The following is a 23,930-nucleotide window of genomic DNA, read 5'->3' on the forward strand; positions in this document are numbered from 1 at the left end:
TCCGGTACCTTGAGGTACCTGTCAGTGCCGTCCCACAAGGGGGCTCGATAGAATTGCGGCAGTTTTCTCTCGTCTTTCCGCCTTCTTTTTCCCCTATTTCCGCGAGGTATTTCCCATGGCACTCGTCTCGATGCGCGAACTGCTGGACCACGCAGCCGCCAACGGCTACGGCATTCCGGCCTTCAACGTCAACAACCTGGAACAGGTCCAGGCCGTGATGGAGGCCGCCAAGGAAACCGGCGCGCCCGTCATCCTGCAGGCCAGTGCCGGTGCCCGCAAATACGCCGGCGAAGCGTTCATCAAGCACCTGATCCAGGCCGCCATCGAGCAGTACCCGAACATCCCCTTGGTCATGCACCAGGACCACGGCCAGAACCCCGACGTCTGCAAGGGCGCCATCGACCTGGGCTTCAGCTCGGTGATGATGGACGGCTCGCTCGAGGCCGACGGCAAGACCATTGCAAGCTACGACTACAACGTGGACGTCACCAAGAAGGTGTCGGACATGGCCCACCGCCTGGGCGTGACCGTCGAAGGCGAGCTCGGCTGCCTGGGCTCGCTGGAAACCATGAAGGGCGACAAGGAAGACGGCCACGGCACCGACGACACCATGACGCGCGAGCAGCTGCTGACCGATCCCGAGCAGGCCGCCGACTTCGTGAAGCGCACCCAGATCGACGCGCTGGCCATTGCCATCGGCACCAGCCACGGCGCCTACAAGTTCACGCGCGAGCCCACCGGCGACATCCTGGCGATCGACCGCATCAAGGAAATCCACCGCCGCATTCCCAACACCCACCTGGTGATGCACGGCTCGTCAAGCGTGCCGCAGGAACTGCTGGCCATCATTCGCCAGTACGGCGGCAACATGAAGGAAACCTACGGCGTGCCCGTGAAGGAAATCCAGGAAGCCATCAAGCACGGCGTGCGCAAGATCAACATCGACACCGACATCCGCCTGGCGATGACCGGCGCGGTGCGCAAGTTCCTGGCCGAGAACCCCGAGAAGTTCGACGCCCGCGAATGGCTCAAGCCCGCGCGCGAAGCCGCCAAGCTGATCTGCAAGCAGCGCTACATCGAGTTCGGCTGCGAAGGCCAGGGCGCCAAGATCAAGGGCGACACGCTGCAGGTCGTGGCCGCCAAATACGCCAAGGGCGAGCTCGCGCAAGAAGTCGTCTAAAGAAACTTTTTTCGCGATTCGCAGGCCACCGTTCGCGGTGGCTTTTTTCTGCGCGCACAATCCGTTTTTCCCGTCACGCCACCCGTTTTCGCACAGCACGCCCCATGACCACCGTCCACACCTCCTCCATCCAGAGCCTGCCCCTGCTTGCGCGCGGCAAGGTGCGCGACAACTACGCCGTCGGCGAAGACCGCATCCTGATGGTTGCGAGCGACCGGCTCAGCGCCTTCGACGTGATCATGGGCGAGCCGATCCCAGGCAAGGGCGAAATCCTCACGAAAATGGCGCTTTGGTGGTTCGACCGCCTGGGCCAGCTGTGCCCCAACCACCTGACCGGCGACGCGCCCGAAAGCGCGGTCACGCCTGAAGAGGTGCCGCAGGTAACCGGCCGCTCGATGCTGGTCAAGCGCCTGACGCCGATCCCGGTCGAGGCGGTGGTGCGCGGCTACCTGGCCGGCAGCGGCTGGAAGGAATACCAGGAAAGCCGCTCGGTCTGCGGCGTGCCGCTGCCCGAGGGCCTCACCAACGCAGGCAAGCTGCCGCGCCCGATCTTCACGCCCGCCGCCAAGGCCGCGGCCGGCGAGCATGACGAGAACATCAGCTACGACCGCGTGGTCGAGATCGTCGGCCCCAAGCTGGCGCAGCAGATCCGCGAGACCAGCCTCGAGATCTACGAAACCGCCGCGCAGATCGCGCTGGCCAAGGGAATGATCATCGCCGACACCAAGTTCGAGTTCGGCCTGGACGAAGCCGGCACGCTGGTGCTGATGGACGAAGTGCTCACGCCCGACAGCTCGCGCTACTGGCCGGTTGAGGGCTACCAGGCCGCGCTGGCCGCCGGCGCCAATCCGCCGAGCTACGACAAGCAGTTCGTGCGCGACTGGCTCGAAGCCACCAAGATCAATGGCAAGCCTTGGGACAAGACCCCGCCGGCGCCGCGTCTGCCGGCCGAAGTCATCGAGAAGACCGCGGCCAAGTACCGCGAAGCGCTGGAACGCCTCACCGGCTGAGCAAGAAAAGGAGCGCGAAGAGCGCTCCCAGCAGCAACGTTCAGCGTGTTGCCGCGTTCAGCGTGGCCACAGTCCGGCCGCTCGCGTCGAGCAGCGCGAGCTGCCCGGGACCGGCGAGCCGGTAGCTCGCGGTGGTCTGCAGCGCCGACATGAACTGCGCCTCGTTGGCGCCGCGCACCGGATCGGCACAGGCCATGCGGGTCGATGCCAGCTGGCCGATGCGCAGCGTGATGCCGCTGCGCGTGAACGAACCCGAAACGCGGTTGCAGCCGCCCGATCCGCTGACGCGGCCGCTGCTGCGGTCGAACTGGATCTGCGCATCGCCGCCGGTCGCCACGGGTTCGCCGCCCAACTGCGCGAGACGCCAGACCGGACCTTCGATCGGCTCGTCGAGGCTGATGCCGCTGCCGCAGGCGGACAGGGCGGCGGCCAGCATTGCGGTCGCGAGGGCGGGGAGCGCGAGACGGGCGAGGGAGCGCATGGCCGATTTTTCCTTCTCAATTGCAACAAGTTGAATCGGCGCCATCGTATGCGACGCCGCCTGGGCTCGCCAAGGCGGCGCCGCCTGCCACTATGGTGCGGACGACCTTGCGTACGCTGACTGATGTCGACGGCGAATTGAAATCAACAAAAAAAGCGACTCGGGAGTCGCCTTTTAAGAGCTGCGCATTCGAATATGCGCAAATTTGTCGATCAGCTCAGCACCACGCTGCTGAGGCGCCGGCGGTAGGTGGCCACCACCGGATCGTCCGGTGGAATTTGCCCGTCGGCTACCTTGATCTTCGGCGGCTCGATGAGATCGAGGATCGCGATGTAGGTCTTGCGCGCGAGTTCTTCGTTCCAGCTCTTGTCGCGCATGAGGATTTCGAGCAGCTCGTCCATGGCGTCGGTCCAACGCTGGGCATCCATCAGCAGCTGCGCGCGGCCGAAGCGGGCGTCGAAGTCGCGTTTGGTGGCGGCAATTTTGGCGTCGAAGTCGGCCAGTTCAGGCGCGGGGCCCGATGGCGGCGCCGCAAAATCAATGGCGTCCATCCAGCGCTGCAGCGAGTCGAAGCGGCGCACCAGTGTGGTCTTGGCAATCACCGGCGCAAAGGCCACCTTGGCCTCGTCGATGCGGCCCATCTGCAGCAGCAGCTTGACGTAGTCGAAGCGGGCATCGTCGTTGGCCGGGTCGGTGGCCACGGCATGCTGCAGCCGCTCCAGCGCGCCTTCGGTATCGCCTTCGGCCAGGGCATCCTGGGCCGCCGCGCCCTCGGAAACCGCCTCGGCTTCGTCGGCGCCGGGCACGTGCTTGTCGAGGAATTCGCGGATTTTCTCGGCCGGAATGGCGCCCACGAAGCCGTCGACCGGCTGGCCGTCCTTGAACATCACGCAGAACGGAATGCTGCGCACGCCGAACATTTCGGACAGCTGCGACGAGATCTGCGGCACCTTGTCGGCGTCGAGCTTGGCCAGCGTGAAGCGACCGGCGTACTCGGTTTCGAGCTTTTCGAGCACCGGGCCAAGCTGTTTGCACGGCCCGCACCACTCGGCCCAGATGTCGAGCAGCACTGGCGTGGCGACCGAGCCTTCGATCAGTTCGGCCTGAAAATTTTCGAGAGTGATGTCGATCATCGGAACCAGCTGGGGGTGAAACGTAAAATTGAAACCATGAACGAAACCATTCAGGTCGGTGTAGTGATGGGCTCGAGCTCCGATTGGGAGACGATGCGCAACGCGGTCGAGATTCTCCAGCAATTCGGGATCCAGCACGAAGCGAAGGTGGTCTCGGCCCACCGGATGCCCGATGCGCTCTTCGCGTACGCCGAAAGCGCCGCCGGGCGCGGGCTTGCCGCCATCATCGCGGGCGCGGGCGGCGCGGCCCACCTGCCGGGCATGCTGGCCTCGAAAACCACGGTGCCGGTGCTCGGCGTGCCGGTGGCCAGTCGCCACCTGCAGGGTGTCGATTCGCTCTACAGCATCGTGCAGATGCCCAAGGGCGTGCCGGTGGCCACCTTTGCCATCGGCAATGCGGGGGCCGCCAACGCGGCGCTGTTCGCGGTAGCGATGCTGGCGGTGAACGACCCCGCGCTTCGCGCCAGGCTCGATGCTTTCCGCGCCGCGCAAACGGCCGCGGCCGAAGCCATGGCGCTGCCGCCGCCGGTGGACGGCGCCGCCGTATCCCCCTTTTCGCCGCAGGGCGGAGGTGCGCTATGACCAACAACGGCCTGCCCATTCTTCCCGGCGCCACGCTCGGCGTGCTCGGCGGCGGCCAGCTGGGCCGCATGTTCGCCCATGCCGCCCAGCGCATGGGCTATTTCACGGCCGTGCTCGACCCCGATGCCGACAGCCCGGCCGGCCGGGTGAGCCATCACCACATTCACACCGACTACGCCGACGTCGACGGCCTGGCGCGGCTCGCGGGCCTGGCCGATGCGGTCACGACCGAGTTCGAGAACGTGCCGGCGCCCTCGCTGGACAAGCTGTCGGCCGCTCGGCCCGTGTCGCCCGATGCCGCCGCCATTGCCATCGCACAGGACCGCATCGCCGAAAAGGCCCATTTCACGCGCTGCGGCGTGGCCTGCGCACCGTACGCGGTCATCGAGACCGCGGCCCAGCTCGCGGCCGGTGAGGACGGGCTGCTGCCCGGCATCCTGAAGACCGCACGCCTGGGCTACGACGGCAAGGGACAGCAGCGCGTGACCACGCGCGCCGAGCTGGTCGATGCCTGGCAGGCTGCGCACTGCGTGCCCTGTGTACTCGAGAAAATGCTGCCGCTCGAGTTCGAATGCTCGGTCATCGTCGCGCGCGGCCGCGACGGGCAGATCGTGCACTTTCCGCCCCAGCGCAACCTGCACCGCGACGGCATCCTGGCCGTGACCGAGGTGCATGCGCAGAACATGCCCAAGACCGTGGCGCAGGCGGCCGTCAATTCCGCCAAGAGCATTGCCACCGGGCTCAACTACGTCGGCGTGCTGTGCGTCGAGTTTTTCGTTCTGACCGACGGCTCGCTGGTGGTGAACGAAATGGCGCCGCGGCCGCACAACAGCGGCCACTACACCATGGAGGCCTGCGACGTGTCGCAGTTCGAGCTGCAGGTGCGCACGCTCGCGGGCCTGCCGCTGGCCCAGCCGCGCCAGCACAGCCCGGCGATCATGCTGAACCTGCTCGGCGACCTGTGGTTCACCGCGGGCGGCACCAAACCGGCCTCGCCGCGCTGGAGCGAGGTGCTCGCGCTGCCCGGCGTGCACCTGCACCTGTACGGCAAGATCGAACCGCGCCGAGGCCGCAAGATGGGCCACCTGACGCTCACCGGCGCCACGCTCGAAAGCGTGCGCGCCGCGGCTTCCCAGGCCGCCACTCTGCTCGGCCTGCCGCCCCTTACGGCGGCCGATTTCGCATGATCCTCGACGGGCAGGATCCCCACGCCATTGCCGAAGCCGTGCGCGTGCTGCGCGCGGGCGGGCTGGTCGCGTTTCCGACCGAAACCGTCTATGGGCTGGGCGCCGATGCCACCAGCGACATGGCCGTGGGTGGAATCTTCAAGGCCAAGGGCCGGCCGGCCGACCATCCGCTGATCGTCCACGTGGCGGCCGGCATCAAGGGCACGGAAGCGTTGTCGCGCTTTGCGCAGCCGCTGCCGCCCTTCGCGCAGAAGCTGGTGCAGGCCTTCTGGCCCGGCCCCCTGACGCTGATCGTCACGCGCCAGCCCGGCGTGGCTGCCGCGGCGGCCGGCGGGCAGGACACCATCGGCCTGCGCTGCCCTTCGCACCCGGTCGCGCGGGCGCTGCTCGAAGCCTGCGCCGAGCAGGGCGTGCCGGGCCTTGCCGGACCGAGCGCCAACCGCTTCGGCCGCGTCAGCCCGACCACGGCGCAGCACGTCGTCGACGAGTTTGGCGACTCACTGCCGGTGATCGACGGCGGCGCCTGCGAGGTGGGCATCGAATCGACCATCGTCGACTGCAGCCGCGGCGCGCCGGTGCTGCTGCGCCCGGGCCTGATCACGCGTGCGCAAATCGAGGCCGCCCTGGGTGAGCGCCTGAGCAACCGAGAGGTGCTCGAGACGCCTGAACCGCGCGCCCCCGGCACGCTGGAAGCCCACTACGCGCCCAACGCCAAGCTGCGGTTGATGGACGCCAAGGCGATCCAGACCGCGCTCGACGTGCTCGGCGCTGGCGCCGCCAACATCGCGGTGTGGTCGCGCACTGAGCTGCGCAGCCCCTCGCAGCGCGTGCTGCAGCGGCGCATGCCTGACGATGCAGTGGCCAGTGCGCACCAGCTGTTCGCGGTATTGCGCCAGTTCGACGCGGAGGGCGTCAAGCTGATCTGGGTCGAGACGCCGCCCGATACGCCCGAATGGGAAGGCGTACGCGACCGCTTGCAGCGCGCCGCAATGGGCTAACTCCCCCCGGGGCAATGCCAGTGGCCCGGCAGAGCCGGTTCCACGCCATTTCTGGAAGCGAGCCCCTATTAACCGCCGGCGGCCAGCACGCCCTGGAAGAAACCTCGGGCAGAGGCCAGGCAGAACGGCGCTGCGAGCGTGCCGTGGTAGGCCAGGGTGACGGCCTGCCGCTTGTCGGCGTCGCTGCCGGGGGTGTTCTGCGCGAGGATGCTCTTGGCCTGCGCGAAGCCGGCGCGCGCGGTGGAGTAGGCGTCAGTGGCGGCCGTGTCTTCCAGGTCGATCACCGTCAGCGCGGCGGCGGGCATGCCGCGTGCGCGGAAGTAGCCGGCCGTGGCGCGGGTGCTCAGGAAATTGACGGTCGGGTCGTTGGCGCCGCCGCACATCAGCACCGGCCTGGCGGGCAGCCAGTTGCGCAGGTCGTTGGCGCGCGCCGCCTTGCGGAAGCCCACGGCTGGCCTGCAGTCCAGCGGCGACGTCGTGCTGAGCGAGGCGGCCGTGGCGGGCAGCGCGTTGCCGGGGCAGGGATTCGCCAGGACGTCCCCGGCGGCCTGCGTCAGGTAGGTCTGGCGGATCAGGTTGTTGGGGCCATAGAAGATCGACAGCTCCGGACTCACCGGCCCCGGCGTTGCGCCAGCGGGAAACAGCGCGAGCTGCGGCAGCTTGCCATTGGAATACAGGGTGGTGAGGGGCGTCAGGCTCGGCAGCAGTGTGTCGATGCCGATGGCGTACTGCGCTTCGTAGATGTCGGCGGTGCTGCCGTACACGTCGCCGAACTGCTGCTGCCAACTGGCCGAGAGCAGCGGCACGAAGAGCGTGCTGCCGAGCGCCGGCCAGCCCAGGAAGGTGTAGTCCGCCAGCAGGCCGATGGCCGAGGGCGCCGAGAGCGGCGCCGATGCCGTCACCGCCCTGCCCGTGGCCTGCATCTCGCGGTGCGCCGCCATCGCAACGTAGCCGCCCTGCGAATAGCCGGTGATCAGAAGCGAGCCCGCGTCCGCCGCGTCAATGCCCGGAAACGTCTTGCGCGCCGCCGTGAGCGCATCGACCATGTCCTTGCCCTGCTGGTCGCCGTTGAGATACGGGTGATAGGGCAGCGTCGACTTGTCATAGCCCGCGTAGTTGGGCGCCACCACGATGTAGCCCTGCGCCGCGAACATCGCGGCGATGGTCAGGCCTTCGCCGGCGGCCGGCTGGGTGGAATCGGTCCACTTGGCGAGGTTGTAGTTGCGTGCGGCGCTGGTGCCGTGCGCATACAGCACCACGGGACGCGCGCCGTTGCAGCCGATGTCGGTCCCTGACGGCAGCATGATCGCGGCCGTCGCGTTGGTGGCCTCGCCCTTGCCGCCCACCGTGCGGTATTCGAGGTAGCGTACTTCGACACCGCACCTGGGCGTGCCGGCCACCTGCAGCAAGGCCTTGCCCTGGTCGGTGGCCTGCAGGTTGGTCCTGAACTGGTCGGCCGTCAGCTTGGCGGTCTGCTCGGGCGGGTCGGTGACGACCGATCCGCGGCCGGTGTCGCCGGCCGGCGGCGGGAATCCCGCGTTGATGCCGATGCCGCCGCCTCCACCGCCACCGCAGGCGGCCAGCAGCAAGGTGACGCCGACGAGCGCCGAAAGCCGATGCAGCGGAGACGAAGGTGGTCGTTGGGGCTGGTTCAAGGCGTGCCTCTTGGTGTTTTGTCAGTCGAACCGAACGGGCGTCCGATTCTGTGCAGCACCATCGACGCACGCAAGCGGCACGTATACCTAGGAGAATTTTTCAGTACACGGCCGCTGGCCGGCGGCTTAGTTGTCCTGCGAGGCCCAGTCGACCAGCGCGTCGAACGCAGCGCGCGCAGCCCCCGCGTTCTCGCCGTTGGCAATGGCCACCAGCACGTAGCGCCGGCCGCTCGCGCCGTGCACGTACCCGGCCACACCGGCCGAATCGCGCAGAGAGCCCGTCTTCAAGTGGGCCGCGCCGCCCGAGCGCAACGCGCGCCTTTTCAGCGTGCCATCCACGCCCGAGGCGGGCAGCGACGACACCAGCTCCGGCATCACCGGCGAGCGCCACGCCACCTGCAGCATCTTGCCGAGCGCCGCCGCGCTGATGCGCTCGTCGCGTGACAGGCCGGAGCCGTTGTCGAACACCGGCGGCGCCTCGCCAGTGCCGATGCGGTCGCGCCACCACTGGCCCAGTGCGCTGCGCGAGGCCTCGAAGCTGCCGCGGTTCTTCTGCGTGAGCCCGATCGTGAGGAACAGCTGCTGCGCCATCACGTTGTTGCTGTACTTGTTGATGTCGCGCACCACTTCCGCGAGCGGCGGCGATGCGAATTCGAAGGCCGGCCGGAGGCCCGCTGGCACCCGGCCTTCGCGCATCTGGCCGCCGACGCGGCCGCCCATCTCGGCCCACAGCCCGCCGATGGCGCGCAGGCCGTAGGTGCGCGGGTCGGCGTACGCCACGGCCCAGCTTTTTTCGCCGCAGGCGGCCGGAAGCGCACCCGTGAATCGGATGCGGTTCGGATCGCTGAAGTCGGGCTTGATCGCCGCGCGCCAGTCGCCGCATTCGCCCGGCGCGAGCGCCACTGTGGGCTGCATCGACACGCTGGCCAGCGGTGGCTCGTAGCTCACGCGCGCCTGCTGGCCGCCGCGTTCGGGCGTGAAGGTCATGTTGACCGACTTGAAGTTGACCAGCAGTGCGTCGGGCGAGGCGTTGTAGGGCCGCAGCGGCTCGCCGTCGAAGGCACCAGGGTCGTTCTCGATCGTGTTCTCGAAGGCGCTGCGGTCGAGCACGATGTCGCCGCTCACGGTGGTGATGCCCAGGCCCTGCACACGCCGCAGCAGCAGCCAGGCGCGTTCCAGCACCAGCTTGGGATCGCCCTGGCCCTTGATGTAGAGATTGCCATTGAGCACGCCGTTGCTCACCGTGCCGTCGACGTAGACCGGCGTGCTCCAGCTGTAGGCCGGACCCAGCAGGTCGAGCGCGGCATAGGTGGTCACCACCTTCATGATCGATGCCGGGTTGACCTGTACCTGCGAGCGCCAGGCCAGCCGGGGCGGGCGCACGCCGTCGGCGTCGGCAACAAGCATCGTCACCGAATCGCGCGGCACCTTGGCGCGCGCGAGGGCAGTCTCCACTTCGGTCGGGAAAGCTTGCTGGGCAAAGGCACTCGAGGCTGCCCATGCGGTCAAGGACAGGGCGCAGGCGGTACGAAGGAAGGAGCGGCGAAGAAGACGCATCGGCCGATTATCTCGGCGCGAATACATGCAACTGCGCGTGATACAGCAGCATCACCGTCTTGGCGTCGACGATTCGACCGTCCGCCACCATGGCCAGCGCTTCGTCGATGCCTAGCTCCAGTACCTCGATGTCCTCACCCTCGTCGGCCAGCCCGCCGCCGTCGCCGATACGCATCGAAGGGTCGTATTCGGCAATGAAGAAGTGCAGCTTTTCGGTGACCGAGCCCGGGCTCATGAAGGCTTCGAGGATCTTGTGCACGGCGCCGAGCCTATAGCCCAGTTCTTCCTCCACCTCGGCGCGAATGCGCTCCTCGGGGGCGGCGTTGTCGAGCAGGCCGGCCGCCGCCTCGATCAGCAGGTCTTCATGCCCGTTGACGAAGGCGGGATAGCGGAACTGCTTCGTCAACAGCACTGTGCGCTGCGCCAGGTTGTATGGAAGCAGCGTAGCGCCGTTGCCGCGGTCGTAGGTTTCGCGGTGCATGCGCTGCCACTGGCCGTCGTTGCGCCGCCAGTCGAAGGCGGTGGTCTTCAGCGTGTACCAGTTGTTGGAAAGCAGGGTGACTTCGTGCACCCGGACGCGGTCTTGAAGTTTCATGGCACGCAGCTTATGCGCAAATTCGTGCAGAAACAAGAAAATTCGTGCAATTTGCGGGCTTGCCCGCTACCATCGGCCGATGCTCACCCGCCAGCGCAAGCAACACATCCTCTCGGTCCTGCAGCGCGACGGCAACGTCGTCGCCAAGTCGCTCAGCGAGGAGCTTGCGCTGTCGGAAGACACCATTCGCCGCGACTTGCGCGAGCTGGCGGCCGAGGGCCTGCTGCAGCGCGTGCATGGCGGCGCGCTGCCGCTCGCCAGGGCCGAAGCCGATTTCGCGGGCCGGCTGCACCTCGCAACGGCGGAGAAGGTGGCCATCGGCCGTGCCGCGGCGCGCCTGGTGCGGGCTGGGCAGGTGGTGTTCATCGACGGCGGCACCACGGCCGTCCAGATGGCGCGGCACCTGCCGAAGAACCTGCGCGCCACCGTGGTCACGCACAGCCCGTCGGTCGCGGTCGAGCTGGTGGGCCACGCCGACGTCGAGGTGGTGCTGATCGGCGGGCGCCTCTTCAGGCATTCGATGGTGGCGGTGGGCGCGGCGGCGATGGACGCCATCTCGCGCATCCACGCCGACACCTGCTTCCTGGGTGTGACCGGCGTGCATGCCGAAGCCGGGCTGACCACCGGCGATGCCGAGGAGGCCGCGATCAAGCGCGCGCTCATGGCCGCCGCGGCCGAGACGGTGGTGCTGGCCTCGTCGGAAAAGATCGGCGCCGCCTCGGCCTGGATGGTCAACCCCGTGTCGGCGGCCACCCGCCTGCTGGTGTCGCCGGAAACGCCGGAGACCGCGCTGGCGCCGCTGCGCAAGGCGGGGCTCGACATCCTTCGCAGCGACGGCGGCTGATCGCCGCATTCGGCGACGATTCGCCCCTGGCCGGCGCGGCCAAGGGCGGGCCCTCGATAATGGGGGATGCCCGCCATGCCCCGCCTCTCGCCCCGCACGCTCGGCATCGGAGCGGCCGTGGTCACCGTGCTGGTCTGGACGGCCTTCATCGTGATCGCCCGGGCCTCGGCCGCGCGCTCGCTCACCCCGTTCGACCTGGCGCTGGCGCGCATCTGCGGCGCCAGCTTGGTGCTGGTGCCCTGGGGCGCCTGGATGGTCATGAAAGACCTCCGGCAAAAGGACGGCACCACTGCCTCCTCGCTCTTCGGCCTCTCGCCCCTGTCGCTGCGCGTGACCGCCAGCGCCGGCATCTTAGGCGGCGTGGCCTATGCCGCGCTGGCCTACAGCGGCTTCTTCTTCGCGCCGGCCGGGCACGCCTCGGTGCTGATGCCCGGCAGCCTGCCGCTGTGGACCACGCTGCTGGCCGCGCTGGTGCTGCGCGACCGCATCACGCCCGCCCGCGCTTTCGGGCTGGCGCTGATCGTGGCCGGCGATCTGGTGGTCGGCGGGCGCAGCCTGCTGCATGCCTTCGAGGGCGGCGAGGTATGGAAGGGCGACCTGCTCTTCATGTCGGCCGCGTTCTGCTGGGCCTGCTACAGCGTGGTGGCGCGCCGCCGTGGGCTCGACGCCGTGCGCGCGACCATCGCCATCACCGTCTTCGCGCTGCTGACCTATGTGCCCGTGTACAGCCTGCTGGTGGCGGGCGGTGCGGTGGCGAGCCGCATCGGTTCGGCACCGTGGGGCGAGGTGGCGTTCCAGATGCTGTTCCAGGGCGTGGGCTCGGTCGTCATCTCGGGCATCACGTTCACGAAGATGATCCAGTACTTCGGACCGGTGCGCAGCACCATGATCACGGCGCTCGTGCCCGGACTCTCGGCCTTCGGCGCAGTGATCTGGCTGGACGAGCCGCTGCAATGGAACCTGATGGCCGGCCTGCTGCTGGTGACCGCCGGCATCCTGTTCGGCGTGCAGAAATCGGCAAATTCCGGCGCCCGCCATGCCGCGATGCCCGCGGTTCCAGTCACCGGCATGGGACGACGCGATGCTTAAGCTCCTGGCTTTCGACACCAGCACCGAACACCTGTCCGTGGCGGTGCGCCACGGCGAACGCCTGTTCACGCACAGCGGCGCCGGTGGCGCCCAGGCGTCGAGCACGCTGATCCCGCTCATCCTGCAATTGCTGGCCGAGGCCGGGCTCGAACTGGCCGCGCTGGACGCCATTGCCTTCGGCCGCGGGCCGGGCTCCTTCACGGGCCTGCGCACCGCCTGCTCGGTGGCGCAGGGCCTGGCCTTCGGGTCCGGCGTGCGGCTGCTGCCTGTCGACACGCTGCTGGCTGTGGCCGAGGAGGCCCGTCACACGTTCGGCGCCCGCCAGGTGGTGGCCGCGCTCGACGCGCGCATGGACCAGCTCTATGCCGCGCGCTACGATTTCGACGGTGGCGGTGCGCTCGGCGCCCTGCAAGGCGATGGCGGCGAGCCGCTGCTGCTCGCGCCCGAAGCGCTCGACGTGCCCGCCGGCTGGTGCCTTGCCGGCAACGCTTTTGCCGCCTACGGCACGCGCCTGGCGCCCGCCGCGGCGCGCCACGAAGTACTGCCGACCGCCGCCGCCATGCTTCGCCTCGCGCCCGCGCTGCTGGCTGCCGGCCGCACAGTGGACGCGGCACATGCCTGGCCGCTCTATGTTCGCGATAAAGTGGCGCAAACGACCGATGAGCGTGCTGCCATCAAGGCGGCTGCCGTCGCGGTTTCACCACCTGTTGTCAAACCATGAGCGCCGTTCTTCAGCCTGTCGAAGCCCGCCTCGAACCGCTCACTGTCGAGCGGCTCGATGCCGTCTGCGCGGTCGAACAGACGGCCTACAGCCATCCGTGGACCCGGGCGAATTTCATCGATTCCATGGCGGTGGGCTACCACTGCCAATGCCTCTTGGCGCCCGTTTCCGTGCCCGAGCTGAACACGCCGGTGACGATGCTCGGCGAAACGCTGATCGGCTATTTCGTCGCCATGAAGGGCGTGGACGAAGTGCATCTGCTCAACTTCACGGTGGCGCCGGCGTTCCAGCGCCAGGGATGGGCGCCGCTGATGCTCGCCGCGCTGACCGGATGGTCGCGCGGCGAAGGCGCGCTATGGCTCTGGCTCGAAGTGCGCCAGAGCAACCAGCGTGCGCTCGACGTCTACGTGCGCCAGGGTTTCCGCAGTGTCGGCGTGCGCAAGGGCTACTACCCGGCCCATGACAACAAGCGCGAAGACGCCGTGGTCATGAGCCTGCGACTGAATGAAACAGGCTCCGCCTGGGGAGCTTTGCGATGAGCGCGGTACAGACATTGAAGCTCGATGCGCGCCAGCGCGCGATGCTCGACGAAATGGGCGTGAAGGTCTGGTGGCCGATGCCCGAAGTGGCCGAGGCGCCAAGGGTCGCCGTGGAAACGAAAGCGGTTGCCGTGGAGCCGCCGCCGGTTGAAGAAACGCGCGAACGCTTCGTCGCCGAGGCGCCCGCCCCGGCCGCAAGGCCCGCTGCGGCAACGGCCCCGGCGGCCCGCCCCGCGGCCGCGCCGATCGCCCATGGCGCCGCGGTGCTGGTCGAGGCGCCCCGCCGCCTTTACGCCGAGGCCGGAACCGGGCCAGCCCAGGGCGGCTGGATCGTCGTGGCCGACATGCCGCCCGAGGCCGACGGCCGCCACGGCGAGCCCTTTGCGGGCGATGCGGGCAAGCTGCTCGACAACATGCTGCGCGCCCTCAAGCTGCACGACGGCAAGACGCCGGTGCACCTGATGCGCACGCACCGCGGCGTGGCCGCCGGCCAGCCCGGCAGCCCGCGGCCGATGTCCGAGGCCTTCGAGGAACATGCCGCCGCACTGGCGCCGACGTTGGTGCTCGCCATGGGACCGCTGGCCGCGCAAAGCCTGATGCAAAGCGCCGATCCGCTCGGCAAATTGCGCGGACGCGCCGTGCCGCTGGCGTCGATCCAGGGCGTATCGGTGGTGGCGACCTACCACCCGGCGTACCTGCTGCGAAACCCCGCCGACAAGGCGCGCGCCTGGGCCGATCTCTGTCTGGCCGCTGAGCAGCAAACGCCGTCGAATTAAGGGCAAGCGGGTGGGTCCTTAAAATCAGGCCCCATGACTTTCCTCGACAAGCTGGCCACCGCACAGCAAAAAAACGGTTCGTTGCTCTGCGTGGGGCTCGATCCGGAGCCAGCCAAGTTCCCGGGGCAGCTCAAGGGCGACGCGGGCCGCATCTATGACTTCTGCGCGCGCATCGTCGACGCCACGGCCGACCTGGTCATCGCCTTCAAGCCGCAGATCGCCTATTTCGCGGCCCACCGCGCCGAAGCCCAGCTCGAACAACTGATGGAGCACATGCGCCGCAATGCGCCCCATGTGCCCGTGATCCTTGACGCCAAGCGCGGCGACATCGGCACCACGGCCGAGCAATACGCCATCGAGGCCTTCGAGCGCTATGGCGCCGACGCGGTGACGCTGTCGCCCTTCATGGGCTTCGATTCGGTGGCGCCCTACCTCAAGCATGAAGGCAAGGGCGCCTTTTTGCTCTGCCGCACCAGCAACCCCGGCGGCTCCGACCTGCAGGGGCAGCGGCTGGCGGACATCGAGGGCCAGCCTTTCCTCTACGAGCACGTCGCCAAGCTGGCGCAGGGCCCGTGGAATCTCAACGGCCAGCTCGGCCTCGTTGTGGGCGCCACCTATCCGGCGGAGATCGAACGCGTGCGCGAACTCGCGCCCACGGTGCCGCTGCTGATTCCGGGTGTCGGCGCCCAGGGCGGCGATGCAGTGGCCACGGTGCGTGCCGGCTGGCGCGCCGATGCGCCGATCATCGTGAACTCGTCGCGCGCCATCATCTATGCCTCGTCGGGCGAAGACTTTGCCGCTGCGGCGAAGAGCGCCGCTCGAGCTACGCGCGACGCGCTGGAAGCCGCCAAGCCCTGAAAGCAAACGTTGGTCGTCAGGCGCGGCGAAGCCGGGTGAAGGCTTCGAATTCCCAATTGCGCATGCCCAGCAGCAGCGTGTAGCCCTCCCGGTCTTTTGCCGAGAGCTTCTGGTCCGTCTGGTGCTGCTGCGCAAAGTCCTGCGCCACGCGCTGCAGCCGGTCGAGGAACGCCGGCGCCAGCGAACGGCTGATCGAGCCGTGCACCAGCAGCAGCCCTTCGGCCGGGCCGTCGAAGCCGCCGCGGTAGTAGTCGAGCACCACGTTCTCCCGAAAGAACTCCATCACCGGGCCGTGCGGCCGCCAGCGGAAGGTCTTGGCCAGCTTCAGCCGGTAGCGGTTGAGCGGGCGCAGCTCGATGATGCCGATGCGGTCCAGCTGTGCCAGAAAGCCGATGCATTCCGCCTCGCTGATCCGGTACGAAGACACGATCTGCTCCAGCGTCCACTGGCTCAGCACGCTGATCGCCACCAGCAGCAGCTTCTTGTCCTTGACCACCGCTTTTTCCTGCTCCTGCGTGAGCTCCTTCAAGAGCGGCTGGGCATCGGCCACGCGGCGCGCCAGCTCGGCAAAGTCGATCTTGAGCGCGCGGCAGATGGCGTCGACGCGGGACAGCGGCATGTCGCTCTTGGCCAGCATGCGCTTGACGCTGGATTCGGCCATGTCGAGCGACCGCGCCAGGTCGGCATAGGTCATGCGGGCGCTCTTGAGTTCGTTCTTCAGGGCTTGGACGAGGTCGACGGTGGTGCTCATGAAAGTAGCTTGCTGGCAAAGGGGTATTAAATGAAGATACCGAAAGGTGTGAATTAATGCCTCGTATCGATTCTCGATGCCTGTAGAGAGGCTGGCAACTAAATTCCGCGACTCGTACCACCCACCCAACGAGGACCGCCATGCTCCCGCCCACCCTCAGCCGCCGTGAACGCGGATTGCTTTTCACCTTTGCCCTGCTCGCGCTGGCTGCCCTCCTCGGGCCCGCGCTGCCGGCCGCCGACGTGGCGATCGCCTCGGTGTTTGCCGACAGCCGCGCCTGGTACGGCCTGCCCAACGCGATGGACGTGCTCAGCAATCTGCCCTTCGCGCTCGTCGGCTGCTGGGGCCTGTACCGGCTCCACCGGATCGACCGTGCCCATCAGCAGGCGCTGGCCGAATTCCCGCTGGCACCGCCGGCCAACGATCCGCCGGACAACACGCTCGACTGCGCCTGGCTTTTCTTTGCGGGGCTGATTGCCACTGCCGCCGGCTCGGCCTTCTTTCACCTGATGCCCGACGCGTCCCGGCTCGCGGCCGACCGGGCCGGCATGGCGGTGGCGTTCGCCGGCCTGATCGGCATTGCGGTCTGCGAGCGCGTGAGCCAGCGTGCCGGCTGGCCGGCGGCCTGGTTCGTGCTGGCGGGCGGCCTGCTGGCGGCCGAGGTGTTCCATGAAAGCGGCAATGTCCTGCCCTGGGCGATCGTGCAGTTCGGCGGCATGGCCGTGGTGCTGACGCTGGCCCTGGCCACGCCGATGCGCGGCGCGGTCGGACTCAAGCTCGGCTGGGTGATCTTCTTCTATGTGCTGGCCAAGGGCTTCGAACTGGCCGACGAGCCGATCTACGAGATGACCGGGCAGCTGATTTCCGGCCACAGCCTCAAGCACCTGGCCGCATCGCTGGCCGGCCTGCCTGTGCTTGCGGCGCTCAGGAAGCTCGATATCGGCTGGCGGGCAACGTTGCTGCGGCACAATCCCGACGCAGCCGCCCTAACGACATAGGCTCTCCCCCGGGCAGCGTGTAGATAACAAGACAAGAGGAGTTGCTTCGAATGACAAATCCCGCCGCTGCTGCTGCAGTCACCCCGCCTCACGAAGCGAACGCGCACGCCAACCAGTTCGCGCTTCTCGGGCAGCGGCGCTTCGCACCCTTCTTCTGGACGCAGTTCGCGGGCGCAGCGAACGACAACCTCTTCAAGTTCGCCTTCACCGTGATGGTGACCTACCAGCTCCAGCTGAGCTGGATGCCGCCGGCCATGGCGGGTCTGGCCATCGGCGCGCTGTTCATCCTGCCGTTTCTGCTGTTTTCCGCGACTGCGGGGCAGCTCACCGACAAGTTCGACAAGACGAAGATGATCCGCTTCGTGAAGAACCTCGAGATCGCGATCATGCTGCTCGCGGCCTGGGGCTTCGTCAGGGCCGATGCGGTGGTGCTGCTGGGCTGCGTGTTCCTCATGGGCCTGCATTCGACGCTGTTCGGGCCGGTCAAGTTTGCCTACCTGCCGCAGGTGCTCGACGCGCGCGAACTCACGGGCGGCAACGGCATGGTCGAGATGGGCACCTTCGTCGCCATCCTGCTCGGCCAGGTGGCCGGCGGGCTGCTGGTGGCCCTTCCGCAGGTCGGCCACACCACGGTGGCCGTGGCCTGCTTGCTGCTGGCACTGGTCGGGCGCGGCGTGGCGCAGGCCATTCCACCGGCGCCCGCCACCGATCCGGGGCTCGTGATCAACTGGAACCCGTTCAGCGAGACCTGGCGCAACCTCAAGCTCGCGCACGGCAACATCGTGGTCTTCCGCTCGCTGCTGGGCATCTCGTGGATGTGGTTCTTCGGCGCGGTGTTTCTGAGCCAGTTCCCCAGCTTCGCGAAAGAAGTGCTGCATGGCGACGAGCAGGTGGCTTCGCTGCTGCTGGTGGTGTTCTCGGTGGGCATCGGTGTCGGATCGCTGCTGTGCGAAACGCTGAGCCGCCGGCAGGTGGAAATCGGCTTGGTGCCGCTGGGCGCCATCGGCATGAGCGTGTTTGCCATCGACCTGTACTTTGCGTCGCGCGCGCTGCCGCCGGTCGCGGTCATGGGGCTCGGCGCCTTCGTGAGCCAGGCCGCGCACTGGCGCGTGATGGCCGACCTGGCGCTGCTGTCGCTCTTCGCGGGCCTGTACAGCGTGCCGATGTACGCGCTGATCCAGCTGCGCAGCCAGCCGACGCACCGCGCGCGCATCATCGCGGCCAACAACATCCTCAATGCGCTGTTCATGATCGGCAGTTCGGTCATCGCGGGCGCGCTGCTTGGCGCCGGCTTCACGATTCCGCAGATCTTTTTGTTCACCGGCATCGCCAACGCGGTGGTGGCGTTCTACATCTTCATGCTGGTGCCGGAGTACCTGCTGCGCTTCATCGCGTGGATGCTGTCGCACTTCGTCTACCGCTTCGAGATCAAGGGCGACGAGCACATTCCGACCGAGGGCGCGGCCGTGCTGGTGTGCAACCACGTGAGCTTCATCGATGCCATCCTGCTGATGGCGGCGAGCCCGCGTCCGATCCGCTTCATCATGGACCACCGGATCTTCAAGGTGCCGGTGCTGGGCTGGCTGTTCAAGCTGGCCAAGGCCATTCCCATCGCGCCGCAAAAGGAAGACCCCGCCGCCTACGAAGCCGCCTTTGCCAAAGCGCTGCAAGTGCTGCGCGAAGGCGACCTGCTGGCGATCTTTCCCGAAGGCGCGATCACGCGCGACGGCACGCTGCAACCCTTCAAGGGCGGCGTGATGAAGATCATCGAAAGCGCGCGCGCCGAAGGCATCGAGCCGCCGGTGATCCCGATGGCGCTGACCAACCTCTGGGGCTCGTACTTCAGCCGCATCGAACTGCGCGGCGGCCAGAACGTGGCCATGGCCAAGCCCTTCCGGCGCGGCTTCTTCAGCCGCGTGGGGCTGAACGTCGGCCACGCGGTGCCTCCAGCCGACGTGCGGCCCGATGCGCTGCAGCAGCGCGTGAGCGGCTTGCTGGCCACCTAGGCGCGGCCTTTGCCGGCAAGCCCGGCACCAAAAAGTATCTTTCGAAGATACTCGTGGCGGCTCAAACCAGAACTGGTTGAAGCATTTGATCCTCGCGGTGCGGGAGCGAACCATCATTCGCCCACCTTCACTACGCCGCGAGGCATTCATGCAAACCTTCTCATCCACCACCGTTTCGATCCAGCGCGATACGCGGGCCTGGCAGCTGCAGGTGTGGGCTTCTTTCGCGATTGCCGTGTTCCTGTGCGCTACCGGCTTGAGCTGGCTGCCGGGCGAGGCGCTGGACCGTGCGTTCATGGTGATGGGCTACGTGTTCTGCCTGAGCACCGCCTTCATGCTGGCCAAGTTCATCCGCGACAACCAGCATGCGGACGCCGGCGGCACCGCAGGCCGCGACGTGCCGATGTGGCGCCTGGTGGTCTGGGGCAGCTTCTTCACGGCCATGGGCCTGACCGGTTGGGGCCTGCTCCGCATGGAGATCAACGACGCCTACAAGGCCTTCCTGGGCGTGAGCTGGCTCTTCCTGATCAGCTCGGCCTTCACGCTGGCCAAGACGCTGCGCGACCGCCACGAAGCCGACCTGATCGAAGCGCGCCTGCAAGGCCGCCGCGCCGCTCGCCAGGAAGCGGCTGCTTCCTCCACCTCGGCCGACTGAGCGCCTCTTTTCTCATCCACACGTCAACCATCGAAAGACCGCCATGAAAAAGTCCATTGCTTCTCTTCTGGTCGCTGCTTGCACCGTATTCGCCAGCGCGACGCTGCCCCTTCAGGCCCAGGCTCAGACCCGGGGTTCCGAGGCTTCGGCCGCACTCTCGCTGCTGCCCGTGGCCTCGGTCATGGGTGCCGCTTCAGCCGTGGGCGCTTCGGCCACGGCGGTGGTCGCGGTGCCTGCCGCGCTTTCGGTGGGCGGCTCGATGCTCACGGTGATTGCGGTCGAGGCTTCGGCCGACGGCACCGTCTACCTGCTGGAACGCGCCTCGGATGGCGCCCGCGCCAGCGTCAAGGTGATGGGCCGCGCCGCCAATGGCGTGTCCACGGCGGTCGGCACGGGCGTGCTGGTCAGCGTGATCGGCACCGGCATCGTGCTGTCGGCCGCGGGCGAGGTGCTGGCCTTCGTGCCCAACGCGATCGGCCGCGCGCTCTTGCACAACGAGAGGCTGTCATGAAGCGGGCGCTTTTTCCTTCGCTGCTGCTTGCGCTTGCAATCGCCATGCCGCTGCAGGCACAGGCCGGCCGGTCCTGCGAGCAGGCGAAGCCGACGGCCGAGCTGATCGTCAAGGGCATGCAGCTGGCCGAGCGCACGTCGCAGCAGCTGGATGCGAGCGGCGCCCGCGTCGTGCTCCTGGCGCGTGCCGGGCAGGATCTGAGCAAGTACGGCCTTCGCTATTCGCACCTGGGCATCGCCTACAAGACCGATGAAGGCCCGTGGCGCGTGGTGCACAAGCTCAACCAGTGCGGCACGGCCGAGGCCGCGGTGTACCGGCAGGGGCTCGGCGAGTTCTTCCTCGACGATCTTTGGCGCTACGAAGCGGCCTGGGCGGTGCCTACGCCGCAGGTCCAAACGCAGCTTCTGGCCGTGCTGCGCGAATCGCCGTCGCGCATCACCCGGCTGAACGTTGCGCCCTACAGCATCGTGAGCTACGTATGGGGCCAGAAGTACCAGCAGTCGAACCAGTGGGCCGTCGAGACGCTTGCCGCAGCCATGGAGCCCGCGACCATCGTCAATCGCGGGCAGGCGCAGGCGTGGATGCAGTTCAAGGGCTACGAACCGACGACACTGCGGCTCGGCCCGCTCACTCGCCTGGGCGGCCGCGTAGGCTCGGCCAACGTAGCCTTCGACGATCACCCGAACGACAAGCGGTTTTCGGACCGCATCGAAACGGTCACGGTCGATTCGTTGTTCGCATGGCTGCCGCGCGCTGGTCTGGGTGCGGCGCCGGTGGCTTTCAAGCTGTAGTTGCAACGGGAGCGTGCGCGCTTCAGAAGAAGAAAAGAGGAAAAAAATGAGCAAGTCATTGCGTCTGTCCGAGAAGTGGTTCCGCCGCGGCCTGTGGCTGGTGGCCCTGGTGTTCGCGAGTTTCCTGATCGGGCTCGGCGGCACTGTCGTGGGCGATCTGCCGCGGGTCGAGCGAGCGCTCGAACTCGACGACTTCATCGACCGTGCCGCGGCCGCGCCGCTGCGCGAGACGATCAAGGCGGCGGAAAAGACCGAACTGGCTGCGTCGCGGGAGCTCGAGCAGATCAGCCTGCAGCTCAGTGCCGCGCAGCAGGCGAGCGCCAACGCCCGCGAGACCTTCGGCAACTGGATTGCCACCCGGCGTGCCACCGCGCAGCCCGACCAGGACACGGAGCTCATCGCGCGCACCAAGGCGCTCGACGCGCTCAAGAACAAGGAAGACGCCGTGCAGCGCAAGGTGGATGCGCAGCACCAGATCGTGATCGATGCGCGGCAGGGCGAGCAGCGTGCCCGGGAATCGCTGGCGGTGCTGGAGCGCGCCGCCCAGGACAAGCTGGACGCCGAGTACCGCCGCGTCGAACTGCGCGTGTTCGGCTACAGGCTTGCGCTCACGCTGCCCCTGCTGGCGGTGGCGGGCTGGCTGTTCGTGAAGAAGCGCAAGGGCACCTACTGGCCGTTTGTCTGGGGCTTCATCTTCTTTGCGCTATTCGCTTTCTTCGTCGAGCTGGTGCCCTACATGCCGAGCTATGGCGGCTACGTGCGCTACGTGGTGGGCATTCTGGTCACGGTGCTCGTGGGGCGCTACGCCATCGTCGCGCTGAACCGCTACCTTGCCCGCCAGAAGCTGGCCGAGCAACAGCCCGACCAGGTGCGGCGCGAAGAGCTCAGCTACGACACCGCCCTCACGCGGCTCGGCAAGAACGTGTGCCCCGGCTGCGAGCGGCCGGTGGACCTGAAGAACAACGAGATCGACTTCTGCCCGCACTGCGGCATCGGCCTGTTCGACCACTGCGGCCAGTGCGAAACCCGCAAGAGCGCGTTTTCGAAGTTCTGCCACGCCTGCGGTAGCTCCGCCTTGCCGCGCGTGCCGCTCGCATCGGCAGCGAGCTCTGCGGATTCGTTCACACCCGGCGCACCGGCTCAGCCTGCCGTGTAGCGGCAGCGCCGCAGGGCCGTGCTACAACGTCCGGCTGCGACACGGAGGTGGACGCGGATTTCAGTCATCAACACAGAGGGAGCACCCAGCATGAGCATTTTCGGCAGCATTCTTTCCAAGATCTTCCCGTCCGCACACGCCGCCGACGCACCTGCGGCTGCACCGGCCCCCGCCGGTGCTCCGGCCGCCGCGGCGCCGCCGCCCGCCATCACTGTGGTCGACGTCGAGGCCTTGCTCGACGGCATGCCCGGCGCGAGCAGCCTGAACTGGCGCACATCCATCGTCGACCTGATGAAGCTGCTCGGCCTGGACAGCAGCCTCGACGCGCGCAAGCAGCTGGCCGGCGAGCTCAGCTACGGCGCTGACACCAGCGACAGCGCCAAGATGAACATCTGGCTGCATCGCCAGGTCATGACCAAGCTGGCGGCCAACGGCGGCAAGGTTCCGGCCGAGCTGCGCGACTGATCGTCCGCCCCTCGAAGCAAGAAGCCCGGCATGCCGGGCTTCTTGCTTTTTGACAAGTGGGCGCCAGGGGCTCAGGTCCAGCCGGCATCCACCACGAAGTCTTGCGCGGTGCACATTTTCGAATCGTCGGCGGCAAGGAAGAGCGCCATGGCGGCAATGTCCTCGGCCATCACGCGGCCCGGCAGGCACTGGGCCGCATCGATTTCGGCGCCCGACTCCGGCTTGACCCACAGCTTGATCTGCCGTTCGGTCATCACCCAGCCAGGCACGATCGAATTGACGCGGATGTTCTCTTTGCCCAGGTCACGCGCCAGCGAGCGCGTGAGGCCACGCGCGGCGGCCTTGCAGGCCTGGTAGACCGGATAGCCCCGGCCCTTGATCATCCAGCTGATCGAGCCGAAGTTGATGATCGATCCGCCGCCCAGCGTGCGCATGTCATCGGCCACGGCCTGCGCCGCGAAGAACTGGTGCTTGAAGTTGACCGCCACCAGGCGATCGAAGTCTTCGCTCGTCACGTCGGCCATGTCATGGCGCCGGTCGTTGGCGGCGTTGTTCAGCAGCACGCCGATGGGACCGAACTGCGCCCGAACCGCGGCAATGGCGGCGGTGAGCGCGGCGGTGTCGGTCACGTCGCACTCGCAAAACAGCGCCGGGTTGCCGCCTTGCAATTGGGATGCGAGCGCGCGGCCCGTGGCGGCGTCGAGATCGCAGAAGCCGACCTTCGCGCCCTGGCCGTGGAACGCCCGCACCAGCGCTTCGCCGATGCCGGTGGCACCGCCTGAAATGAACACGGTGCGACCGGCCAGCGAGGGATAGCGCGCGGTGTATGCGGTGATTGCTGAAGAGGAAGAAGCGGTCGTCATGCCGTTGAGCGTAGCGGATGAACGCATGCCCGCGCACCCGGTTTACTCCTGCATACCTCTGGCGTATGTGGCGTGGCGTATGGCTTCCGGCATGTGGGCAACGGGCGCTTGCGTGGCTACGCTTGCGGCCCATGAACACCCTTTACCGCCGCCGTGCCATGACCGGCCTCGCCGCACTGGCGCTTCTTCCACTGGCGCTCGCCGTTCGGCCGGCGCGGGCCCAGGCCCCTGCGCCCATCCAGCTCTTCAAGATTGTCTCGCCACGCGACGAGATTGTTGTCGGCGTGGAGGCCGCGCAACTCGGCACAGGCTCGGCGCCCGCCGTGCAGCGCCTGGCCGAATTGCTGGCGGCCAAGGGGCAGCTCACGCTTTGGCAATACGCATCGCAGAAGGATGCCGCCGGGGCCCTGGTTCAAGCGCCGCTGCGGCAGGTGGCGGTGTTCAAGAACGAGCTGCTGCGCATCGAGCCTTATACGACGCCGCTGTCGGTCAAGGCGCCAGCGGCCGCCAAGTAAACGGGCGCCAATGC

At 67.7% G+C, this 23,930-nt stretch carries 26 protein-coding genes; 19 read left to right on the top strand and 7 right to left on the bottom strand.

Features of this window, described 5'->3' with window-relative positions; all coding sequences use genetic code 11:
* The first annotated feature begins 115 nt into the window (after positions 1-115).
* Positions 116-1,180 (top strand): class II fructose-bisphosphate aldolase, encoded by a 1,065-nt coding sequence (fba, locus tag ASC78_RS24740; RefSeq protein ID WP_013544161.1) that lies wholly within the window; start codon positions 116-118, stop codon positions 1,178-1,180.
* A gap of 104 nt (positions 1,181-1,284) precedes the next feature.
* Positions 1,285-2,190: a phosphoribosylaminoimidazolesuccinocarboxamide synthase gene (locus tag ASC78_RS24745; protein ID WP_055807755.1), complete on the top strand. Its 906-nt coding sequence runs from the start codon at positions 1,285-1,287 to the stop codon at positions 2,188-2,190.
* Positions 2,191-2,230: 40 nt separating this feature from the next.
* Here ASC78_RS24745 and ASC78_RS24750 read toward each other — a convergent pair whose 3' ends face one another.
* Both ASC78_RS24750 and ASC78_RS24755 read right to left on the bottom strand, forming a co-directional pair.
* Complete coding sequence (locus ASC78_RS24750) at positions 2,231-2,671, bottom strand: META domain-containing protein (RefSeq protein ID WP_055807915.1); 441 nt, start codon at positions 2,669-2,671, stop codon at positions 2,231-2,233.
* 212 nt (positions 2,672-2,883) lie between these two features.
* The gene (locus ASC78_RS24755) at positions 2,884-3,804 is read right to left on the bottom strand and encodes a tetratricopeptide repeat protein (RefSeq protein ID WP_055807757.1); all 921 of its coding nucleotides are present in this window, start codon (positions 3,802-3,804) and stop codon (positions 2,884-2,886) included.
* Positions 3,805-3,840: 36 nt separating this feature from the next.
* Between ASC78_RS24755 and purE the strand changes: the two genes are divergently transcribed.
* The 3 genes from purE to ASC78_RS24770 are packed head-to-tail and all read left to right on the top strand — an operon-like array spanning position 3,841 to position 6,571.
* Positions 3,841-4,386, top strand: a complete 546-nt coding sequence (gene purE / locus ASC78_RS24760; protein ID WP_055807759.1) for a 5-(carboxyamino)imidazole ribonucleotide mutase — start codon at positions 3,841-3,843, stop codon at positions 4,384-4,386.
* On the top strand, positions 4,383-5,573 hold the full coding sequence (locus ASC78_RS24765; RefSeq protein WP_055807761.1) for a 5-(carboxyamino)imidazole ribonucleotide synthase: 1,191 nt from the start codon (positions 4,383-4,385) through the stop codon (positions 5,571-5,573). Before purE ends, ASC78_RS24765 begins: the two co-directional genes overlap by 4 nt.
* Positions 5,570-6,571 (top strand): L-threonylcarbamoyladenylate synthase, encoded by a 1,002-nt coding sequence (locus tag ASC78_RS24770; protein WP_055807763.1) that lies wholly within the window; start codon positions 5,570-5,572, stop codon positions 6,569-6,571. Before ASC78_RS24765 ends, ASC78_RS24770 begins: the two co-directional genes overlap by 4 nt.
* A 68-nt stretch (positions 6,572-6,639) precedes the next feature.
* Here the strand turns inward: ASC78_RS24770 and ASC78_RS24775 are convergent, their stop codons facing one another.
* From ASC78_RS24775 to ASC78_RS24785, 3 genes are all read right to left on the bottom strand, one after another.
* Positions 6,640-8,226, bottom strand: coding sequence for an alpha/beta hydrolase family protein (locus tag ASC78_RS24775; RefSeq protein ID WP_055807765.1), 1,587 nt, complete (start codon positions 8,224-8,226; stop codon positions 6,640-6,642).
* Between the two features lie 126 nt (positions 8,227-8,352).
* A complete protein-coding gene (gene dacB, locus ASC78_RS24780) occupies positions 8,353-9,783 on the bottom strand; it encodes a D-alanyl-D-alanine carboxypeptidase/D-alanyl-D-alanine endopeptidase (protein ID WP_055807767.1) in 1,431 nt (476 codons plus the stop codon).
* Positions 9,784-9,790: 7 nt separating this feature from the next.
* Positions 9,791-10,378 (bottom strand): GDP-mannose pyrophosphatase, encoded by a 588-nt coding sequence (locus tag ASC78_RS24785; RefSeq protein ID WP_055807916.1) that lies wholly within the window; start codon positions 10,376-10,378, stop codon positions 9,791-9,793.
* Between the two features lie 79 nt (positions 10,379-10,457).
* Here ASC78_RS24785 and ASC78_RS24790 point away from each other — a divergent pair, with 79 nt between their 5' ends.
* The 6 genes from ASC78_RS24790 to pyrF all read left to right on the top strand — a co-directional run bounded on the left by ASC78_RS24790 (position 10,458) and on the right by pyrF (position 15,205).
* Positions 10,458-11,222, top strand: coding sequence for a DeoR/GlpR family DNA-binding transcription regulator (locus ASC78_RS24790; protein WP_055807769.1), 765 nt, complete (start codon positions 10,458-10,460; stop codon positions 11,220-11,222).
* Between the two features lie 66 nt (positions 11,223-11,288).
* Complete coding sequence (locus ASC78_RS24795; protein ID WP_055807771.1) at positions 11,289-12,311, top strand: DMT family transporter; 1,023 nt, start codon at positions 11,289-11,291, stop codon at positions 12,309-12,311.
* The gene (tsaB, locus tag ASC78_RS24800) at positions 12,304-13,032 is read left to right on the top strand and encodes a tRNA (adenosine(37)-N6)-threonylcarbamoyltransferase complex dimerization subunit type 1 TsaB (protein ID WP_055807773.1); all 729 of its coding nucleotides are present in this window, start codon (positions 12,304-12,306) and stop codon (positions 13,030-13,032) included. Before ASC78_RS24795 ends, tsaB begins: the two co-directional genes overlap by 8 nt.
* A complete protein-coding gene (rimI, locus tag ASC78_RS24805) occupies positions 13,029-13,571 on the top strand; it encodes a ribosomal protein S18-alanine N-acetyltransferase (protein WP_055807776.1) in 543 nt (180 codons plus the stop codon). The genes tsaB and rimI overlap by 4 nt, the downstream gene beginning before the upstream one ends.
* The gene (locus ASC78_RS24810; RefSeq protein ID WP_055807777.1) at positions 13,568-14,347 is read left to right on the top strand and encodes a uracil-DNA glycosylase; all 780 of its coding nucleotides are present in this window, start codon (positions 13,568-13,570) and stop codon (positions 14,345-14,347) included. Before rimI ends, ASC78_RS24810 begins: the two co-directional genes overlap by 4 nt.
* A gap of 33 nt (positions 14,348-14,380) precedes the next feature.
* Entirely contained in the window at positions 14,381-15,205 is an 825-nt protein-coding gene (gene pyrF, locus ASC78_RS24815; protein ID WP_055807779.1) for an orotidine-5'-phosphate decarboxylase, read from the top strand.
* A gap of 16 nt (positions 15,206-15,221) precedes the next feature.
* Here the strand turns inward: pyrF and ASC78_RS24820 are convergent, their stop codons facing one another.
* Positions 15,222-15,956: a helix-turn-helix domain-containing protein gene (locus ASC78_RS24820; protein ID WP_055807781.1), complete on the bottom strand. Its 735-nt coding sequence runs from the start codon at positions 15,954-15,956 to the stop codon at positions 15,222-15,224.
* A 140-nt stretch (positions 15,957-16,096) separates the two neighbouring features.
* On the opposite strand from ASC78_RS24820, the gene ASC78_RS24825 reads away from it, so the two are divergent.
* The 7 genes from ASC78_RS24825 (at position 16,097) to ASC78_RS24855 (ending at position 22,538) form a co-directional block, all read left to right on the top strand.
* On the top strand, positions 16,097-16,954 hold the full coding sequence (locus tag ASC78_RS24825) for a hypothetical protein (RefSeq protein ID WP_055807783.1): 858 nt from the start codon (positions 16,097-16,099) through the stop codon (positions 16,952-16,954).
* Between the two features lie 50 nt (positions 16,955-17,004).
* Positions 17,005-18,960 (top strand): MFS transporter, encoded by a 1,956-nt coding sequence (locus ASC78_RS24830; protein WP_055807785.1) that lies wholly within the window; start codon positions 17,005-17,007, stop codon positions 18,958-18,960.
* Positions 18,961-19,108: 148 nt separating this feature from the next.
* Positions 19,109-19,615 carry a YiaA/YiaB family inner membrane protein gene (locus ASC78_RS24835; protein ID WP_055807787.1) on the top strand — a complete coding sequence of 169 codons (507 nt, stop codon included), beginning with the start codon at positions 19,109-19,111 and terminating at the stop codon, positions 19,613-19,615.
* Between the two features lie 43 nt (positions 19,616-19,658).
* Positions 19,659-20,126, top strand: a complete 468-nt coding sequence (locus ASC78_RS24840) for a hypothetical protein (RefSeq protein ID WP_055807788.1) — start codon at positions 19,659-19,661, stop codon at positions 20,124-20,126.
* A complete protein-coding gene (locus tag ASC78_RS24845; protein WP_055807790.1) occupies positions 20,123-20,917 on the top strand; it encodes a DUF2145 domain-containing protein in 795 nt (264 codons plus the stop codon). The genes ASC78_RS24840 and ASC78_RS24845 overlap by 4 nt, the downstream gene beginning before the upstream one ends.
* Before the next feature lie 46 nt (positions 20,918-20,963).
* A complete protein-coding gene (locus ASC78_RS24850; protein ID WP_055807792.1) occupies positions 20,964-22,073 on the top strand; it encodes a zinc ribbon domain-containing protein in 1,110 nt (369 codons plus the stop codon).
* Between the two features lie 90 nt (positions 22,074-22,163).
* Complete coding sequence (locus ASC78_RS24855; RefSeq protein ID WP_055807794.1) at positions 22,164-22,538, top strand: DUF3597 domain-containing protein; 375 nt, start codon at positions 22,164-22,166, stop codon at positions 22,536-22,538.
* A 71-nt stretch (positions 22,539-22,609) separates the two neighbouring features.
* Here ASC78_RS24855 and ASC78_RS24860 read toward each other — a convergent pair whose 3' ends face one another.
* A complete protein-coding gene (locus ASC78_RS24860) occupies positions 22,610-23,401 on the bottom strand; it encodes an SDR family NAD(P)-dependent oxidoreductase (RefSeq protein ID WP_055807796.1) in 792 nt (263 codons plus the stop codon).
* 131 nt (positions 23,402-23,532) lie between these two features.
* Between ASC78_RS24860 and ASC78_RS24865 the strand changes: the two genes are divergently transcribed.
* Entirely contained in the window at positions 23,533-23,916 is a 384-nt protein-coding gene (locus tag ASC78_RS24865) for a hypothetical protein (RefSeq protein ID WP_235505202.1), read from the top strand.
* The last annotated feature ends 14 nt before the right edge of the window (positions 23,917-23,930 follow it).

The sequence above is a fragment of the Variovorax sp. Root318D1 genome (genome assembly GCF_001424835.1).
Taxonomy (GTDB): Bacteria; Pseudomonadota; Gammaproteobacteria; order Burkholderiales; family Burkholderiaceae_C; genus Variovorax.